The 15829-nt window shown below is 74.0% G+C and carries 13 protein-coding genes and 2 tRNA genes; 11 read left to right on the top strand and 4 right to left on the bottom strand.

Annotated features, from left to right (window positions below; genetic code table 11):
- Window positions 1–36: 36 nt before the first annotated feature.
- The 8 genes from gyrA (at window position 37) to GC157_10665 (ending at window position 8421) form a co-directional block, all read left to right on the top strand.
- Complete coding sequence (gyrA, locus tag GC157_10700) at window positions 37–2694, top strand: DNA gyrase subunit A (GenBank protein ID MBI1377930.1); 2658 nt, start codon at window positions 37–39, stop codon at window positions 2692–2694.
- Window positions 2695–2706: 12 nt separating this feature from the next.
- Window positions 2707–3495 carry a hypothetical protein gene (locus GC157_10695; protein MBI1377929.1) on the top strand — a complete coding sequence of 263 codons (789 nt, stop codon included), beginning with the start codon at window positions 2707–2709 and terminating at the stop codon, window positions 3493–3495.
- Window positions 3496–3598: 103 nt separating this feature from the next.
- Window positions 3599–3673: transfer RNA gene (locus tag GC157_10690), tRNA-Ile, on the top strand.
- A gap of 193 nt (window positions 3674–3866) precedes the next feature.
- A tRNA-Ala gene (locus GC157_10685) sits at window positions 3867–3939 on the top strand.
- Window positions 3940–4031: 92 nt separating this feature from the next.
- Window positions 4032–5666 (top strand): alpha/beta fold hydrolase, encoded by a 1635-nt coding sequence (locus GC157_10680; GenBank protein MBI1377928.1) that lies wholly within the window; start codon window positions 4032–4034, stop codon window positions 5664–5666.
- Window positions 5667–5739: 73 nt separating this feature from the next.
- Complete coding sequence (locus GC157_10675) at window positions 5740–6264, top strand: peptidylprolyl isomerase (GenBank protein ID MBI1377927.1); 525 nt, start codon at window positions 5740–5742, stop codon at window positions 6262–6264.
- A complete protein-coding gene (locus GC157_10670) occupies window positions 6251–7153 on the top strand; it encodes a rhomboid family intramembrane serine protease (protein MBI1377926.1) in 903 nt (300 codons plus the stop codon). The genes GC157_10675 and GC157_10670 overlap by 14 nt, the downstream gene beginning before the upstream one ends.
- A gap of 122 nt (window positions 7154–7275) precedes the next feature.
- Entirely contained in the window at window positions 7276–8421 is a 1146-nt protein-coding gene (locus tag GC157_10665) for an acetyl-CoA C-acyltransferase (protein ID MBI1377925.1), read from the top strand.
- A gap of 193 nt (window positions 8422–8614) precedes the next feature.
- On the opposite strand, the gene GC157_10660 is transcribed toward GC157_10665, so the two are convergent.
- Complete coding sequence (locus GC157_10660) at window positions 8615–8866, bottom strand: cell division protein CrgA (GenBank protein ID MBI1377924.1); 252 nt, start codon at window positions 8864–8866, stop codon at window positions 8615–8617.
- A gap of 17 nt (window positions 8867–8883) precedes the next feature.
- Between GC157_10660 and GC157_10655 the strand changes: the two genes are divergently transcribed.
- The 3 genes from GC157_10655 to GC157_10645 all read left to right on the top strand — a co-directional run bounded on the left by GC157_10655 (window position 8884) and on the right by GC157_10645 (window position 10761).
- Window positions 8884–9792, top strand: a complete 909-nt coding sequence (locus tag GC157_10655; GenBank protein ID MBI1377923.1) for a class E sortase — start codon at window positions 8884–8886, stop codon at window positions 9790–9792.
- 74 nt (window positions 9793–9866) lie between these two features.
- Complete coding sequence (locus GC157_10650) at window positions 9867–10064, top strand: hypothetical protein (protein ID MBI1377922.1); 198 nt, start codon at window positions 9867–9869, stop codon at window positions 10062–10064.
- A 73-nt stretch (window positions 10065–10137) separates the two neighbouring features.
- Window positions 10138–10761 carry an aminodeoxychorismate/anthranilate synthase component II gene (locus GC157_10645; protein ID MBI1377921.1) on the top strand — a complete coding sequence of 208 codons (624 nt, stop codon included), beginning with the start codon at window positions 10138–10140 and terminating at the stop codon, window positions 10759–10761.
- Between the two features lie 39 nt (window positions 10762–10800).
- Here GC157_10645 and pknB read toward each other — a convergent pair whose 3' ends face one another.
- The 3 genes from pknB to GC157_10630 are packed head-to-tail and all read right to left on the bottom strand — an operon-like array spanning window position 10801 to window position 15468.
- Window positions 10801–12549, bottom strand: coding sequence for a Stk1 family PASTA domain-containing Ser/Thr kinase (gene pknB, locus GC157_10640; GenBank protein MBI1377920.1), 1749 nt, complete (start codon window positions 12547–12549; stop codon window positions 10801–10803).
- A 49-nt stretch (window positions 12550–12598) separates the two neighbouring features.
- Window positions 12599–14056 (bottom strand): penicillin-binding protein 2, encoded by a 1458-nt coding sequence (locus GC157_10635; protein MBI1377919.1) that lies wholly within the window; start codon window positions 14054–14056, stop codon window positions 12599–12601.
- Complete coding sequence (locus GC157_10630; GenBank protein ID MBI1377918.1) at window positions 14053–15468, bottom strand: FtsW/RodA/SpoVE family cell cycle protein; 1416 nt, start codon at window positions 15466–15468, stop codon at window positions 14053–14055. The genes GC157_10635 and GC157_10630 overlap by 4 nt, the downstream gene beginning before the upstream one ends.
- Window positions 15469–15829 lie beyond the last annotated feature (361 nt).

The raw sequence follows: 15829 nt of genomic DNA, 5'->3' as shown, positions 1-15829 counted from the left end.
GCGGTCCGAGCTTCCGACGTACGACGAAGGACGAGCATGCCTGACGACATCGACACCACCACCGGGTCCGAGGAGTTCAGCCCCCGGATCGAGGCGGTCGACCTCCAGGTCGAGATGCAGCGCTCCTACATGGACTACGCCATGTCGGTCATCGTGTCGCGCGCGCTGCCCGACGTCCGCGACGGCCTCAAGCCGGTGCACCGCCGCGTGCTCTACGCGATGTTCGACGGCGGATACCGCCCCGACCGCCAGTTCTCCAAGTGCTCGCGCATCGTCGGCGACGTCATGGGCCAGTACCACCCGCACGGCGACTCCTCGATCTACGACACCCTCGTGCGCCTCGCCCAGCCGTGGTCGCTGCGCTACCCGCTCGTCTCCGGCCAGGGCAACTTCGGCTCGCCGGGCAACGACCCCGCCGCGGCCATGCGCTACACCGAGGCGCGCATGGCGCCGCTGGCGATGGAGATGGTGCGCGACATCGACGAGGAGACCGTCGACTTCGCCCCCAACTACGACGGGCGCACGCAGGAGCCGGTGATCCTCCCGAGCCGGTTCCCCAACCTGCTCGTCAACGGCAGCGCCGGCATCGCGGTGGGCATGGCCACCAACATCCCGCCGCACAACCTCGGCGAGGTGGCCGAGGGCGCGCAGTGGGCGCTGGCCCACCCGGACGCGAGCCGCGAGGAGCTGCTCGAGGCGCTGCTCGAGCGGATCAAGGGTCCGGACTTCCCCACCGGCGGGCTCATCGTGGGCCGCAAGGGGATCGAGGACGCCTACCGCACCGGTCGCGGCTCGGTCATGATGCGCGCCGCGGTCGAGGTCGAGGAGGACCACCGCGGCCGCACGATGCTCGTCGTCACCGAGCTGCCCTACCAGGTCAACCCCGACAACCTCCTGCTCCGCATCGCCGAGCTCGCCAACGAGGGCAAGATCGCCGGCATCTCCGACGTGCGCGACGACTCCTCCTCGCGCACCGGCATGCGCCTGGTGGTCGAGCTCAAGCGCGACGCCGTGGCGAAGGTGGTGCTCAACAACCTCTTCAAGCACACGGCGCTGCAGGACAACTTCTCCTGCAACATGATCGCGCTCGTCGACGGCGTGCCCCGCATGCTCACCCTCGACGGGTTCGTGCGGCACTGGCTCGCCCACCAGATCGAGGTCATCCAGCGACGCACCCGCTACCGCCTGCGCAAGGCCGAGGAGCGCGCGCACATCCTGCTCGGCTACCTCAAGGCGCTCGACGCGCTCGACGAGGTCATCGCGCTCATCCGCGCGAGCGAGACGGTCGACGACGCGCGCACCGGCCTCATGGCGCTGCTCGAGGTCGACGAGGTCCAGGCCACGGCCATCCTCGACATGCAGCTGCGTCGCCTCGCCGCCCTCGAGCGGCAGAAGATCATCGACGAGTACGACGAGCTGCAGGCCCGCATCGCCGACTACAACGACATCCTCGCCAGCGAGGCGCGCCAGCGCAGCATCGTCAGCGAGGAGCTCGCGGAGATCACCTCGAAGTACGCCGACGAGCGGCGCAGCACGATCATCCCGTGGGACGGCGAGGTCACCGACGAGGACCTCATCGCCGAGGACGACGTCGTCGTCACGATCACCCGCGGCGGCTACGCCAAGCGCACCCGCACCGACCTCTACCGGGCGCAGCGCCGCGGCGGCAAGGGCGTGCGCGGCGCGTCGCTGCGCAGCGACGACGTCGTCGAGCACTTCTTCGTCACCACCACCCACCACTACCTGCTCTTCTTCACCAACAAGGGCCGGGTGTACCGCGCGAAGGCCTACGAGCTGCCGGACTCCGGGCGCGACGCCAAGGGCCAGCACGTCGCGAACCTGCTCGCCTTCCAGCCGGAGGAGCAGATCGCGCAGGTGCTCGACGTGCGCGACTACGAGCAGGCCGCCTACCTCGTGCTCGCCACGCGCGAGGGCATGGTCAAGAAGACCCGGCTCGCGGAGTTCGACTCCAACCGCAGCGGCGGCGTGATCGCGATCAACCTGCACGACGGCGACGAGCTCATCAGCGCGCAGCTCGTGGACGACGACTCGGACCTGCTGCTGGTGAGCCGCAAGGGGATGTCGGCGCGGTTCACCGCCGACGACGCCACGCTGCGCCCGATGGGCCGCGCCACGTCCGGCGTCATCGGCATGCGGTTCCGCGAGGGCGACGAGCTGCTCGCCATGGACACCGTGGTGCCGGGGTCCTACGTCGTCACCGTCACCGACGGCGGCTACGCCAAGCGCACGCCCGTCGACGAGTGGACGCCCAAGGGTCGCGGCATCTACGGCGTCATCGCGATGAAGCTCGTGGAGCAGCGCGGCTCGCTGGTGGGCGCGCTCGTGGCCGCCGAGGACGACGAGGTGTACGCGATCGCGGCGGACGGCGTGGTGATCCGCACCCGGGTGGCCGAGATCCGGGCCACCGGCCGCGACACCATGGGCGTCTCGCTCATGGACGTCGGCGCCGACAACGCCATCGTCGCGGTGGCCCGCGGCGAGGCGGGTGACGACGACGACGCCGACGGCGACGAGCCCGTGGACGGCGCCCCCGGCGGGGCCGACGCGGGCGACGCGGGCGACGCGCCCGGGTCTTCGGCGGTCCCCGAGGCTGCGGCGAGCGGGGATTCGGTTACCGTGAACGACGAGGTCTCCGACCCGGAGGCCGGCACGCACCCTGGGACCGAGGGCTAAGGAGCGGCATCGGTGGCCACCGAACCGAACGTGTCGCGCCCGACGGGGACCGGACCCGCCGGCGGCGGGTCGGGTGCGACGTCGACGACGGACGCGCCCGACGAGACCCGCGAGCACCCCGTGGTGACCGCGCCCGACGACGAGCGCCCGGCCGCACCGTCCCCGGCCAAGCCCGCTGCCGCCAAGCCCGCCGGGCCCAAGCCGGCGCAGGCCAAGCCGGCCAAGCCCGGTGCCACGCCGACGACCGACGGCGCCTCGGCGCCGGCCCGGCCCGCGGCCCCGCCCGAGCCCGCCGCCGGCCGGCCCCCGGCCGCGCGCACCGTCGACCCGGTGAGCGTGCCCCCGGCCGCGCGCCCCGCGGCCGTCGCCGACGCCCGCTCCGGCTCGGGCGCCGCCGCCGCCACGGTGGCCGCCCCGGCCGCCCGGCCGAGCGGCCCGCGCCGGGCCCGCCTGCTGGTCACGCGGCTCGACCCGTGGTCGGTCATGAAGACCGCGTTCATGCTCTCGGTGTCCATCGGCATCGTGCTGCTCGTCGCCACGGCGCTGCTGTGGTGGACCCTCGACGTCACCCAGGTGTTCTCCACCATCGGGCGCACCGTCAACGACATCGCCGGCTCGGGCACCACGTCGTTCGACTTCCTCGCGCTCGTGGGCTTCAGCCGCGTGATGGGCGTGGCGCTGGTGCTCACGGCGATCGAGATCGTGCTGTGGTCCGCGCTCGCGACGCTCTTCGCGTTCCTCTACAACCTCTCCGTCGGGCTCACCGGCGGGGTCGAGGTGACCCTCTCCGAGGACGCCTGACCCCGCAGGTCACGGCCCCGGACTCCGTCCGGTGCCCCGGTGCGGACGCCGGGGGACGGTTTGGGCGGGTCGGCGGCCCTGGGGTACCCTGCTCCGGCACCACGGGCCTATAGCTCAGCTCGGTTAGAGCGCTTCCCTGATAAGGAAGAGGTCGATGGTTCAAGTCCATCTAGGCCCACCGTCCGATCCAGGCCCAGCACCCGCGTGACGCCGGGAGGCAGGAACCGTGAAGAAGCTCCTCGTGCTCGCCGCGCTCGCCGCCGCGGGCTACGTGATCTACCGCCAGGTCGCGGCCTCGCAGGCCGAGCAGGACCTCTGGACCGAGGCGACCTCCGCACCCGACCTGCGCTGAGCGCCCCGCGCCCGCGCCGGGGGGCTTAGCTCAGCTGGTAGAGCGCTGCCTTTGCAAGGCAGAAGTCAGGGGTTCGAGTCCCCTAGCCTCCACCCCTCCACCCGTCCCGGGCCGTGCGTCCGTCGCGGCCCGACCGGCCGCTCGACCGAGGCGTCCCGCTCGCGCGCTGCCTAGGGTGGGAGTCATGCCGACCCGCGAGCCCGTGGCCCTGTGGGCGAGCACGTCGCTCGGCGTCGTGGCGCTCCAGGTGTCCGTGCCGGCAGTGCCCACCGGCTCGGTGGCGGTGCTCGTGCCCGCGCTGGGCTACGAGTCCTCGACGTCGCACCGCACGCTGCGCGCGCTGGCCGAGGGCCTGGCCGAGGCCGGGCACCTCGCGGTGCGCGTCGACCTCCCGGGCACCGGCGACGCCGGCGGGGAGACCGGACGCGCCACCCCCGAGCAGCTCGCCGCCGCCCTGGCCGAGGTGCTCGCCGCCCTGCGGGCGGCCGGGGCCGAGCGGCTCTCGCTCGTGGGGCTGCGCGCGGGCGCCGCGATCGCGGAGCTCGCCGCGGGTCGCGAGCCGGTGGACGCCCTCGTGCTCTGGGCGGCCGCGGCCGGTCGCCGCTACCGGCGCGAGCTGTCGCTCATCGGCACCCCGGTGCCCGACGGCGTCGGCCTGCCCGAGGGCTCGGTGGTGGTGGGCGGCTGGACCTTCCCCGCCCCGATGCTCGAGGGGCTGGCCGCCCTGGACCTCGCCGCGCTCGCGCCCGCCGGCGTCGCGCACGCCCTCGTGCTCGACCGCGACGACGTCCACCCGCAGGACGCGCTCGCCGACGCGCTGCGCGCCACCGGCGCCGACGTCGAGCACCGGGCGACCCCCGGGCACGACCGGTTCCTCGACCGGCCGAGCGAGGACGCCGAGGTGGGCGTCGAGGCGGTGGACGCGATCCTGGCCTGGTTCGCCCGGGCGGAGCCCGCGGTGCCCGCCGACCCCGGCGTCGAGCCGCCCGGCGAGCCCGTGGCGCGGATCCCGTGGGCAGGCGGCGAGGTGGTCGAGGAGGCCGTGGCGCTGGGCGAGCACCGGCTGGCCGCTGTGCTCACCCACGGGCCGGCCCGCTCGCGCGACGTGCTCCTGCTGCTCGACAGCGGGTCCGACCCGCGCCACGGCCCGGGTCGCGCCTGGGTGGAGTTCGCCCGCGAGCTCGCGCTGCGCGGGCAGGACGTCGTCCGGGTGGACTTCCGCGGGTGGGGCGAGAGCCCGCACCTCGATGCCGCCAGCGGCCGCCCCTACGACGAGCACCACGGCGAGGACGCCCGGGAGGCGGCCGCGGCGCTGCGCCGGGCGGGCTACGAGCGGGTGGTGCTCTCCGGCCTGTGCGCCGGCGCCTGGGTCTCGCTCGACGTGGCCCGCCGCGAGCCCACGGACGCCGTGCTGGCGCTCAACGCGCAGCTGTACTGGCAGCGCGGCGACCCGATCGAGGCCCTCATGTCCACGACGCGCGAGCGGCGTCGCGACGAGATCGCCGACATCCGGCGCCGCTGCGCGGCTGGGGAGTGGGACCGCGCCGACGAGGCCGGGCAGCGGCCGCCGGCCGGGGTCTGGCTCGACGAGCTCGCCGAGCGGCGCGTGCCGGTCAGCCTGGTCTTCGCCGAGGGCGACGACGGCGTGGAGTACCTGCGCGACCGGCTCGGCCGGCGCACCGCGCTGCTCGAGGCGCGCGGCTCGCTGCGCGTGCGCGAGGTGCCCGGCGTCGACCACAGCATGACCCGCGTGTGGCTGCGCCCGCAGGTGCTCGACGTCCTCGCCGAGGAGCTCGCCGGGCTGCTCGCGCGCGACTGACCCGCCGGGCCCGGGACGCCGCTGCGGCCCACTGTCGGTTCGCGCAGCGGGGCCCGCATGGGAGGATGCCGAGGTGACCACCTACGCGACGCTGCACACCAACCACGGCGACATCCGACTCGAGCTGTTCCCGAACCACGCGCCCAAGACGGTGCGCAACTTCGTCGGTCTCGCCGACGGCTCGCAGGAGTGGCGCGACCCGCGCACCGGCGCGGCGTCCACCGCCCCGCTCTACGACGGCGTGGTCTTCCACCGGGTGATCTCCGGCTTCATGATCCAGGGCGGCGACCCGCTCGGCACCGGCACCGGCGGCCCGGGCTACACCTTCGCCGACGAGATCCACCCCGAGCTCCAGTTCGACCGGCCCTACCTGCTCGCGATGGCCAACGCCGGGCCGGGCACCAACGGCTCGCAGTTCTTCATCACCGTGGTGCCCACGCCGCACCTCAACCGCAAGCACACGATCTTCGGCGAGGTGGCCGACGCCCCGAGCCGGGCCGTCGTCGACGCGATCGCCGCGGTGCCCACCGGTGCGATGGACCGGCCCAAGGAGCCGGTGGTCATCTCGAGCGTCACGGTCGAGAGTGTCGACGCCTGAGCCGACCGGCCCCGCGGACACGCCCGTCCCGGTCTGCTACCGGCACCCGGGGCGCGAGACCTACATCCGGTGCACCCGCTGCGAGCGGCCGATCTGCCCGGACTGCATGATCAGCGCCTCCGTGGGCTTCCAGTGCCCGGAGTGCGTGGCCGAGGGCCGGGCCGAGGTGCGCCCAGTCGTCACCCGGCTCGGCGCGCGCGCGGTGGCCCGGCCCTACGTCACCTTCACGCTCATCGCGCTCAACGTCGCCGTCTACGCGCTCACCCTGGCCGCGCCCACCGACCCCTCGACCGGCCTGGACACCGCCACGGCCGACTACTCGCTGTGGCCCTTCGGCGTCGCCCTCTACGACCAGTACTACCGGCTGCTGACGGCGATGTTCCTGCACGGCAGCCTCACCCACATCGCCTTCAACATGCTGGCGCTGTGGATCATCGGTCCTCAGCTCGAGCTGCTGCTCGGCCACGTGCGCTACGGCGTGCTCTACCTCGTCGCCGGCCTCGGCGGCTCGGTGGCCTCGTTCTGGTTCTCGCCGCCCAACATCGTGGGCGTGGGCGCCAGCGGGGCGATCTTCGGCCTCATGGGCGCGGCCGTCGTCGTGGCGCGCAAGCTCGACCTCGACCTGCGCCCGTTCCTGTGGATCATCGTGCTCAACGTCGTCATCGGGTTCGTGCTGCCGAGCATCGACTGGCGCGCCCACCTCGGCGGCCTGGTGACCGGGGCCGTGCTCGGCGGCCTGTTCGCCTACGCGCCCGCGCGCATCCGCGTGCCGGTGCAGGTGGCAGGCGTCGCGCTCGTGCTGGCGCTGCTCGTCGTCGCCACGCTGCAGCGCGACGCCGCGATCACCGCGCAGTTCGCCGGGATCCTCGGCGGCGTGACCGGCCCCTGACCGGGTCCCGACCGGCGTCCGAGCGCACGCGGCGCGTCCGGCACCCGGGTGGGCGACGGGGGGCGGCCGGGGTTAGCGTGCGAGAACGCCGCGGGTGCGCCCGCCGTCCTCGGGAGGCCCCTATGAGCCAGCGCGACGCCGTCATCGTCGAGGCAGTCCGCACGCCGGTCGGCGTCGGCAAGCCCGGCAAGTCACTCTCGGGGGTGCACCCGGGCGACCTGTCCGCCCACGTGCTCTCCCACCTCGTGGAGCGGGCCGGGGTCGACCCCGCGCTGGTCGACGACGTCATCTGGGGCGCGGTGTCGCAGGTGGGCGAGCAGGGCGCGAACATCGCGCGCAACTCGGTGCTCGCGGCCGGCTTCCCGGAGTCCGTGCCCGGCACCACGCTGGACCGGCAGTGCGGCTCGAGCCAGCAGGCCGTGCACTTCGCCGCGGCCGGGCTCGTCGCCGGGCAGTACGACGTGGTGGTGGCCGGCGGGGTCGAGTCGATGTCGCGCGTGCCCATGTTCTCCAACATGGTCGGCGGCGACGGGCCGTTCCCGTCGCGGATGCTGGCGCGCTACGGCGACACCCTGGTGCCGCAGGGAATCTCGGCCGAGATGATCGCCGAGCGCTGGTCGCTCTCGCGCCAGGAGCTCGACGAGATCGCCCTCGCCTCCCACGAGCGCGCGGCCGCGGCCACCGACGGCGGGCTGTTCGCCGACGAGATCGTGCCCGTCGGCGAGGTCGCCGCCGACGAGGGGATCCGCCGGGAGACCTCGCTGGAGAAGCTGGCCTCGCTGCGCCCGGCCTTCCGCGAGGACGGCGTGGTGACCGCCGGGAACTCCTCGCAGATCTCCGACGGCTCGGCCGCGCTGCTGCTCATGACCTCCGAGCGCGCCCGCGAGCTCGGCCTCACGCCGATCGCCCGCATCCACACCGCGGTGCTCGCCGGCGTCGACCCGGTGATCATGCTCACCGGCCCCATCCCGGCCACGGCCAAGGCGCTCGAGCGCTCCGGCCTCGCGCTGTCCGACATCGGCGCGTTCGAGGTCAACGAGGCCTTCGCCTCGGTGCTGGCCGCGTGGTACGCCGAGACCGGCGCGGACCCCAAGCTCACCAACGCCCGCGGCGGCGCCATCGCGCTCGGGCACCCGCTCGGCGGCTCCGGCGCCCGGCTCATGACGACCCTGGTGCACCGCATGCGCCAGGACGGCATCCGCTACGGCCTGCAGACCATGTGCGAGGGCGGCGGGATGGCCAACGCGACGATCCTCGAGCTGCTCTGAGCCGGCTGCCCACAGCGGGTCCCCGCACGGCGCCTTGAGTTGTCCACAGGCGTGTCCACAGCTGGGGACGAATGACAGCCGTGTAAGTCGGCGCAGGCTCGTGCCGCCGCCGACATGCCGCCCGGACGTGCGACGGCCCCCTCCCGCAGGAGGGGGCCGTGGGTGCGATCGGTGCCGGCGTGAGCCGGCGGGCTCAGCGCCAGCGGGTCGACATCGCGAAGCCCACGATGATGAGCGCGAAGCCGACGACGACGTTCCACCAGCCGAGCAGGCTCCACGGCGGCAGGTCCGGGGCGATGTAGTAGACGACGATCCAGGCCAGGCCCAGGACGAAGAACGTGACCATGACCGGGGCCCACCAGGACGCCGAGCCGAACCTCTGCGGCGCGGGCGCGGTGGAGGGCGGGGTGTAGTTCTTCTTGCGTCGGACCCGGGACTCGGGCACGGGGCACCTCTCGGGGGATGTCGCGGCGGACCCGGGGTCGCGCCGGCTCTCGCGGCGGTTCGTCCCGACCAGGGTACCCGTCGCCGGCCCGTCCCCCGGCCCGGCGGCCGGCGTCGGCCCCGTACCGTGGTCACGTGCACGATCCCGCCGTCGACCCGGACGCCCCGGCCACCGGCGTGCCGGCGTCCGACGCGGACGGGGCGAGCGGGCCCGGGGCGCCGTCCTCGCGCGGCCGCGCCGTGGTGCGCGGGCTCGGCGAGGTGCTCATCACCGTCGGGGTGCTGCTGCTGCTCCTCGTCGTGTACCAGCTGTGGTGGACCAACGTCACCAGCGCGCAGGCGATCGCGGTCGCGCGCGACCAGATCACCGCGGGCTGGCGGCAGGCCGGGCACGCCCCGGCCCCCGCCTCCTCCGCCTCCCCCGATCCGTCAGCGGTGACGCCCCCGGTGATCGGCACCGGGTTCGCCCTGCTCTACATCCCCCGGCTGCACGACAAGGTGTGGGGCCTGCCAATCCTGCAGGGCACCGGCCGCGACGTGCTCGCGCAGGGCGCCGGCCACTACACGGTGACCTCGATGCCCGGGCAGGTGGGCAACTTCGCCATCGCGGCGCACCGCTCGACGCACGACGAGCCGTTCGCGAACTTCCCGGACCTGCGCGCCGGCGACAAGGTCTACGTGCAGACCCGCACCACGTGGTACGTCTACACGCTCACCCACGACGACCCGGGGCTCTCGCCCAGCGACGTGTGGGTGGTCGACCCGGTGCCGGGCAAGCCCGGGGCCACCCCGACGGAGCGGCTCCTCACGATGACCACCTGCACCCCGCGCTACGGGTCCACCGGGCGCTGGGCCTGGTGGGGCACGCTGAGCGCCACCAGCCCGACCGACCAGCCACCCCCGGACGGGATCGACCCGGCGGCCTGAGCCGGCGACCCGCCCGGCACCGCACGACCGACCGCGACCAGCACCACGGCAGCACGCAGAGGAGGAGGCACCGCATGTACGCGTGGCTGTGGCGCCGGCTGCCCGGCCCCACCCCGGTGCGCGTGCTCGAGGCCGTCGTGCTGCTGCTCGCCGTGGTGGCCCTGCTGTTCACCGTGGTGTTCCCCTGGCTCGAGCCCCGGCTGCCGTTCAACGACGTCACCGTCGACCAGGCGCCGGCCGGCGCGCCGGCGACGCCAGGCAGCGCGCCCTGACGCCGCCGGCCCCGGACGCGGGCGGGGAGATCCCGGTCGAGCGGGGGCCCCGTGGTGGGGGATCATGCACGGTGTGAGCGCCCGCATCCTCGTCGTCGACAACTACGACTCGTTCGTCTTCAACCTCGTGCAGTACCTCGGCCAGCTCGGCGCGCAGGTGGACGTGCGGCGCAACGACGCGGTGACACCCGACGAGGGGCGCGCCTACGACGGCGTGCTGCTCTCCCCCGGCCCCGGCACCCCGGCGCAGGCGGGCGTGTGCCTGGCGATGGTCCGCGAGCTGGCCGGGCAGGTGCCGCTGTTCGGCGTCTGCCTCGGGCACCAGGCGATCGCCGAGGCGTACGGCGCGACGGTGGGCCGCGCCCCCGAGCTGCTGCACGGCAAGACCAGCCTGGTGCACCACGACGGCCTCGGCGTCTTCGCCGGACTGCCGGACCCGTTCACGGCGACCCGCTACCACTCGCTGGCGGTCGAGCCCGCGACCGTGCCGGCCGAGCTCGAGGTGACCGCCCGCACCGACTCCGGCGTCATGATGGGCCTGCGCCACCGCACGCACGCCGTCGAGGGCGTGCAGTTCCACCCCGAGAGCGTGCTCACCGAGGGCGGGCACCGCATGCTCGCCAACTGGCTCGGTGCCTGCGGCGACGCCGAGGCCGTCGCCCGCAGCGCGGGCCTGGCCCCGGTCGTCGGCCGCTGACTCCGCGGCCCGCGCCGCATCGGCGGGGCCGTGCCCCGGTCAGGTCGTCGTCGGGCTGGCGGCCGGGGTAACGGTGTCGGTGGGCGTCGGGGTGGGCGTGGGGGTCGGCGTCGGCGTCGGGGGTGCCTTGGCCACGGTGATGGTCACCAGCGTGCCCTTCACCGCCTGGGTGCCGCCCTGGGGCGACTGGGCCAGCACCGTGCCGGGCGCGGCGCTCGAGGTCTCCTGGGTGGTGACGTTGGGCTCGAAGCCGGCGTTGATGAGGTCGCTGCGCGCCTGCGCCTCGGTCTCGCCGACCACGCTGGGCACCGTGGTCTTGCCGTCGGACACCGAGATGTCCACCGACGACCCGGCGTCCACCTGGGAGTTGGGCGGCACGGACTGCGCCACGACCGCGCCGGCCGGCTGGTCGGAGGACACCTGCGTCACCTTGCCGAGCAGCAGCCCGTTGGCCACCAGCGCCGCGCGCGCGTCGTCCTGCGAGGTGAGGCCGACGAGCTGCGGCACCGTGGCCTGCTCCTTGCCCGTGGACACCACGACGTCGACCCGCCTGCCCTGGTCGACGGTCTGACCGTCGAGCGGGTCCTGGGAGATGATCGTGTCCTTGGGTCGGTCCGGCGAGGTCTGCGGCGTCTGCTGGCCGAGCAGCAGGCCCTGCTGCGAGAGCGCCGTCTGCGCCTGGTCGATGGTGAGGCCGCGCAGGTCGGGCACCTGCACCTGCTGCACGGCCGGGGTGCCGAAGATGGCCCGGCCCACGAGCAGCGCGCCGACGAGCACCGCGATGACGCCCACCGTGAGCAGGATCCAGAACCACGGGCTGCGGTTCTTCGCCGGCCGCTCGGCGGAGCCCACCGGGAGGGGCCCGGCCACCGGCGCGAGCACCGCGGTCTCCTGCGGCGCGATCGGCGCGATCGCCGCGGTGACCGGCATCCCGGCCATCGCGCGCTCGACGTCCGCGCGCATCTCGGCCGCGGTCTGGTAGCGGTCGGCCGGGTTCTTGGCGAGGGCGGTGAGCACGATCGTGTCGATCTCCGGCGTGATGCCGGGGTCGAGCTGCGAGGGCGGCACGGCTGCCTCGCTCACGTGCTGGTAGGCGATCGAGACCGGCGACTCGCCGGTGAACGGGGGCCGGCTGGTGAGCAGCTCGTAGAGCAGGCAGCCGGTGGAGTACAGGTCGCTGCGGCTGTCGACCACCTCGCCGCGCGCCTGCTCGGGGGACAGGTAGTGCGCGGTGCCGAGCACGGCCGACTGCTGGGTCATGGTCTGGCCGGAGTCGGCGAGCGCGCGGGCGATCCCGAAGTCCATCACCTTGACGTCGCCGCCGCGGGTGAGCATCACGTTGGCCGGCTTGATGTCGCGGTGCACGATGCCGTGGCGGTGGCTGTAGTCGAGCGCGGCCAGGGTGCCGGAGGCGATCTCCAGCGCCCGCTCGGGCAGCAGCCGGCGGCCGCTGGCCATGAGCTGGCGCAGCGTCATGCCGTCGACGTACTCCATGACGATGTAGGGCACGACCTCGCCGGTGGCGCCCTCGGCGTCGGCGAGCACGTCCTCGCCGGTGTCGTAGACGGCCACGACGTTGGGGTGGTTGAGCGACGCGGCGCTCTGCGCCTCGCGGCGGAACCGGGCCTGGAAGCTGGGGTCGCGGGCGAGGTCGGGGCGCAGGATCTTCACGGCGACGCGCCGCCCGAGGCGCAGGTCGCGCCCCTCGAACACCTCGGCCATGCCGCCGCGCCCGATCACCTCGCCGAGCTCGTAGCGGTCGCCGAGCCGGCGGATGTCCTCGCTCACCGTTCCTCCTCGCGCGCCGACGGTGCTGCCGGCTCGTGGTGCTGGCCCATCATGACGTCAGGATCGCTTCCATCACAGCCCGCGCGATCGGCGCGGCGAGCTTGTTGCCGCTGACCTCCGCCGCGCCGCCGCCGTTCTGCAGGACGACCGCGACCGCGACCTGCGCGGCGCCGGGACGGTCCGCGGGCGCCACTCCCACGAACCACGCGTGCGGCGGCTGCCCGGGCGCCTGCTGCGCGGTGCCGGTCTTACCGCCGACGACCACGCCGGGGATGCGGGCGTTGGATCCCGTGCCGTGGTCGACGACGCCGACCATCATCCCGAGCAGGGCGGAGGCGTTGGCCGGCGACATCGCCTGCGCGAACGGCGTGGGCTCGGCGTTGGCGAGCACCGCGAGGTCCGGCGAGAGGGTCTGCGAGACGAGGTAGGGCGACATCACCTGGCCGTTGTCGGCGATGCCGGCGCCCACCATCGCCATCTGGAGCGCGGTGGCCGCGACGTCGTACTGCCCGATGGCGCTCATCGCCGTCTGCGGCAGGTCCGGGTCGGCGGGGAAGCGCGACGCCGCCGCGCGCAGCGGAACCTCGAAGGAGGTGCCGAAGCCGAACTTCTCCGCCTGCGTGCGGATCGCGTCGGCACCGAGGTCGAGCCCGATCGAGGCGAACGCGGTGTTGCACGAGATCGCCAGGGCGTTGGCCAGCGTGGTCTTGTTGCCCGGGCCGCACGCCGTGCCGGACCAGTTGTTGAGCTCGCGCGTGGTGTCCGGCAGCTTCAGCTTGGCCGGGCCCGGCACCACGGTGCTCGGCGTGTAGCGGCCGGACTCGAGCGCGGCCGCGGCGGTGACGAGCTTGAAGGTGGACCCCGGCGGCAGGGTCATGACCAGCGGCCGGTTGAGCATCGGCTGGCCGGGGTCCTTGAGGTAGGCGTTGTAGGCCGTGCGGATGCCGGCGACGTCGTGGCTGGACAGCTTGTTGGGGTCGAACGACGGCGAGGACACCAGCGCGAGGATCGCGCCGGTGCGGGGGTCGATCGCGGCGACCGCGCCGGTGCGCCCGGCGAGCCCGTCGTAGGCGGCCTTCTGCGCGGCCGGGTCGAGCGTGAGCCGCACGGCGCCGCCGCGCACGCCGCGCCCGGCGAACAGCTGCTGCACGCGGTCGACGAAGAAGCGGTCGTCGGAGCCGGCGAGCACGGCGTCCTCGGTGCGCTCGATGCCGGTCGCGCCGTAGACCACCGAGTAGAAGCCCGTGGCCGGCGCGTAGAGCGCGCCGTTGGAGTACTGCCGCAGGTACTTGAGCTGGTCCTTGGTGGGGATCGACGACGCGATCGCGGTGGAGCCCAGCAGGATCGGGCCGCGCTCGCGCGAGTACTCCTCGAGCAGCACGCGGCTGTTGCCGCTCTGCGCGCGGATGTCGGCGGCCGCGAAGTACTGGAGGTAGGTCAGGTTGGCCAGGAGCGCGACGAGGAGCACGCCGAGCACCAGCGAGAGGCGGCGCAATGAGCGGATCACCGGCCCACCACCTGCGTGGGGGCGTCGGTGAGCGCGACCGCCTCCGCCTCGTCCGGGCGCCGGGCGGTGTCGCTGATGCGCATCAGCAGGCCGATGGCGATCCAGTTGGCCACGAGCGAAGAGCCGCCCTGCGCGAGGAACGGGGTGGTGAGGCCGGTGAGCGGGATCAGCCGGCTCACGCCGCCGACCACCACGAACACCTGGAGCCCTAGAGAGATCGAGAGGCCGGCGGCGAGCAGCGAGCCGAACACGTCGCGGCAGGCGATGGCGGTGCGCAGCCCGCGCTCGACGATGACGCCGTAGAGCACGAGCATCGCGACCAGGCCGATGAGTCCGAGCTCCTCGCCGAAGGCCGACACGATGAAGTCGCTCTTGGCGTAGGGCACGAGCTGCGGGTAGCCCTGGCCGAGGCCGGAGCCGAACATGCCGCCGCTGGCGAAGCCGTAGAGCGACTGCGCGATCTGGTAGCTGGTGTCGGCCTCGTCGGCGAACGGGTGCAGCCAGACGTCGACGCGCAGGCGCACGTGGCCGAAGGCGAAGTAGGCGGCCACGGCGCCGACGATGAACAGCACGGCGCCCAGCACCAGCCAGCTGCGCCGCTGGGTGGCGACGTAGAGCAGCGCGACGAACAGCCCGAAGAACAGCAGCGAGGTGCCGAGGTCGCGCTCGAAGACGAGCACGCCGAGGGAGATGAACCACGCGACGAACAGCGGGCCGAGATCGCGCCCGCGCGGCAGCCCGACGCCGAGCACCTTCGTGCGCACGAGGGCGAGGGAGTCCCGCGTGACGGTGAGGTAGCCGGCGAAGAAGATCGTGAGCAGGATCTTGGCCAGCTCGCCGGGCTGGAAGCTGAGCCCGGCCACGCGGATCCACAGCGTGGCCCCGTTGACCGTGGCGCCGATGAGCGGCGCGAGGGGGAGCAGCAGCAGCACGAGGCCGGCGAACATCGCGGTGTAGGTGTAGCGCTGGAGGATCCGGTGGTCGCGCAGCACCACGAGCACGGCGATCGCGAGCAGGATGCCCAGCGCCGTCCAGGTGAGCTGGGTGTAGACGTCGGGCGAGGGCGCGGGGTCGCCGTTGCGCTGCGCGCGCTGGAGGTCCGCGAGGTCGAGCCGGTGGATCATCGTGAGGCCGAGGATGTTCAGCGTCGCCACCGCGGGGACGATGATCGGGTCCGCGTAGGGCGCGAGATAGCGGATCGCCACGTGCACCACGAGCAGCAGGGCGGCGATCGCGCACAGCACGGGGACGGTGTCGGAGGCGAGCTCGCCGAGGATCGCGAGGTCGACCTGCACGTAGGCCGCGGCCCCCACGACGAAGGCGCCCACCAGCAGCCCCGCCTCCGCCCAGCGGCGCGTGGGCTGGCGGTAGCGGGGGACGTCGGCGCGGGCCGGTGCGGTGGCGGTGCTCACGGCGACGCCGAGCCGGTCGGCGACGGGGACGCCGGGGCCGAGGAGGTCAGCGGCGGCGCGGTGGAGTCGGTGGAGCCGGCGGTGTCCGGGCAGCCCGGCGTCGAGGGGGTCGCCGCGCACTGCGCGGCCCGCTCGGACAGGCGCTGGACGATCTGCTGGGCGGAGGCCAGCGAGTCCGCGGCGATGGTGCCCTGCACCTGCGAGGCCTCGAAGTCCGGCAGCGAGTCCACGGTGAGGGTGGTGCGCTCCTCGACCGAGTGCAGGCTGACGGGCCCGAGGTCGCCGGGCACGCCGCGGAAGATCGCGACGTAGCCGCTGTCGGTGCCGACGTAGAACTGGTTGCCGGCCCAGGTGCGGGTGA

It is taken from the genome of Frankiales bacterium, assembly GCA_016125335.1.
GTDB lineage: Bacteria > Actinomycetota > Actinomycetes > S36-B12 > CAIYMF01 > Longivirga.
Note: the sequence above shows the minus strand (reverse complement) of the source record. Positions and strands in the feature narration are given on the sequence as shown.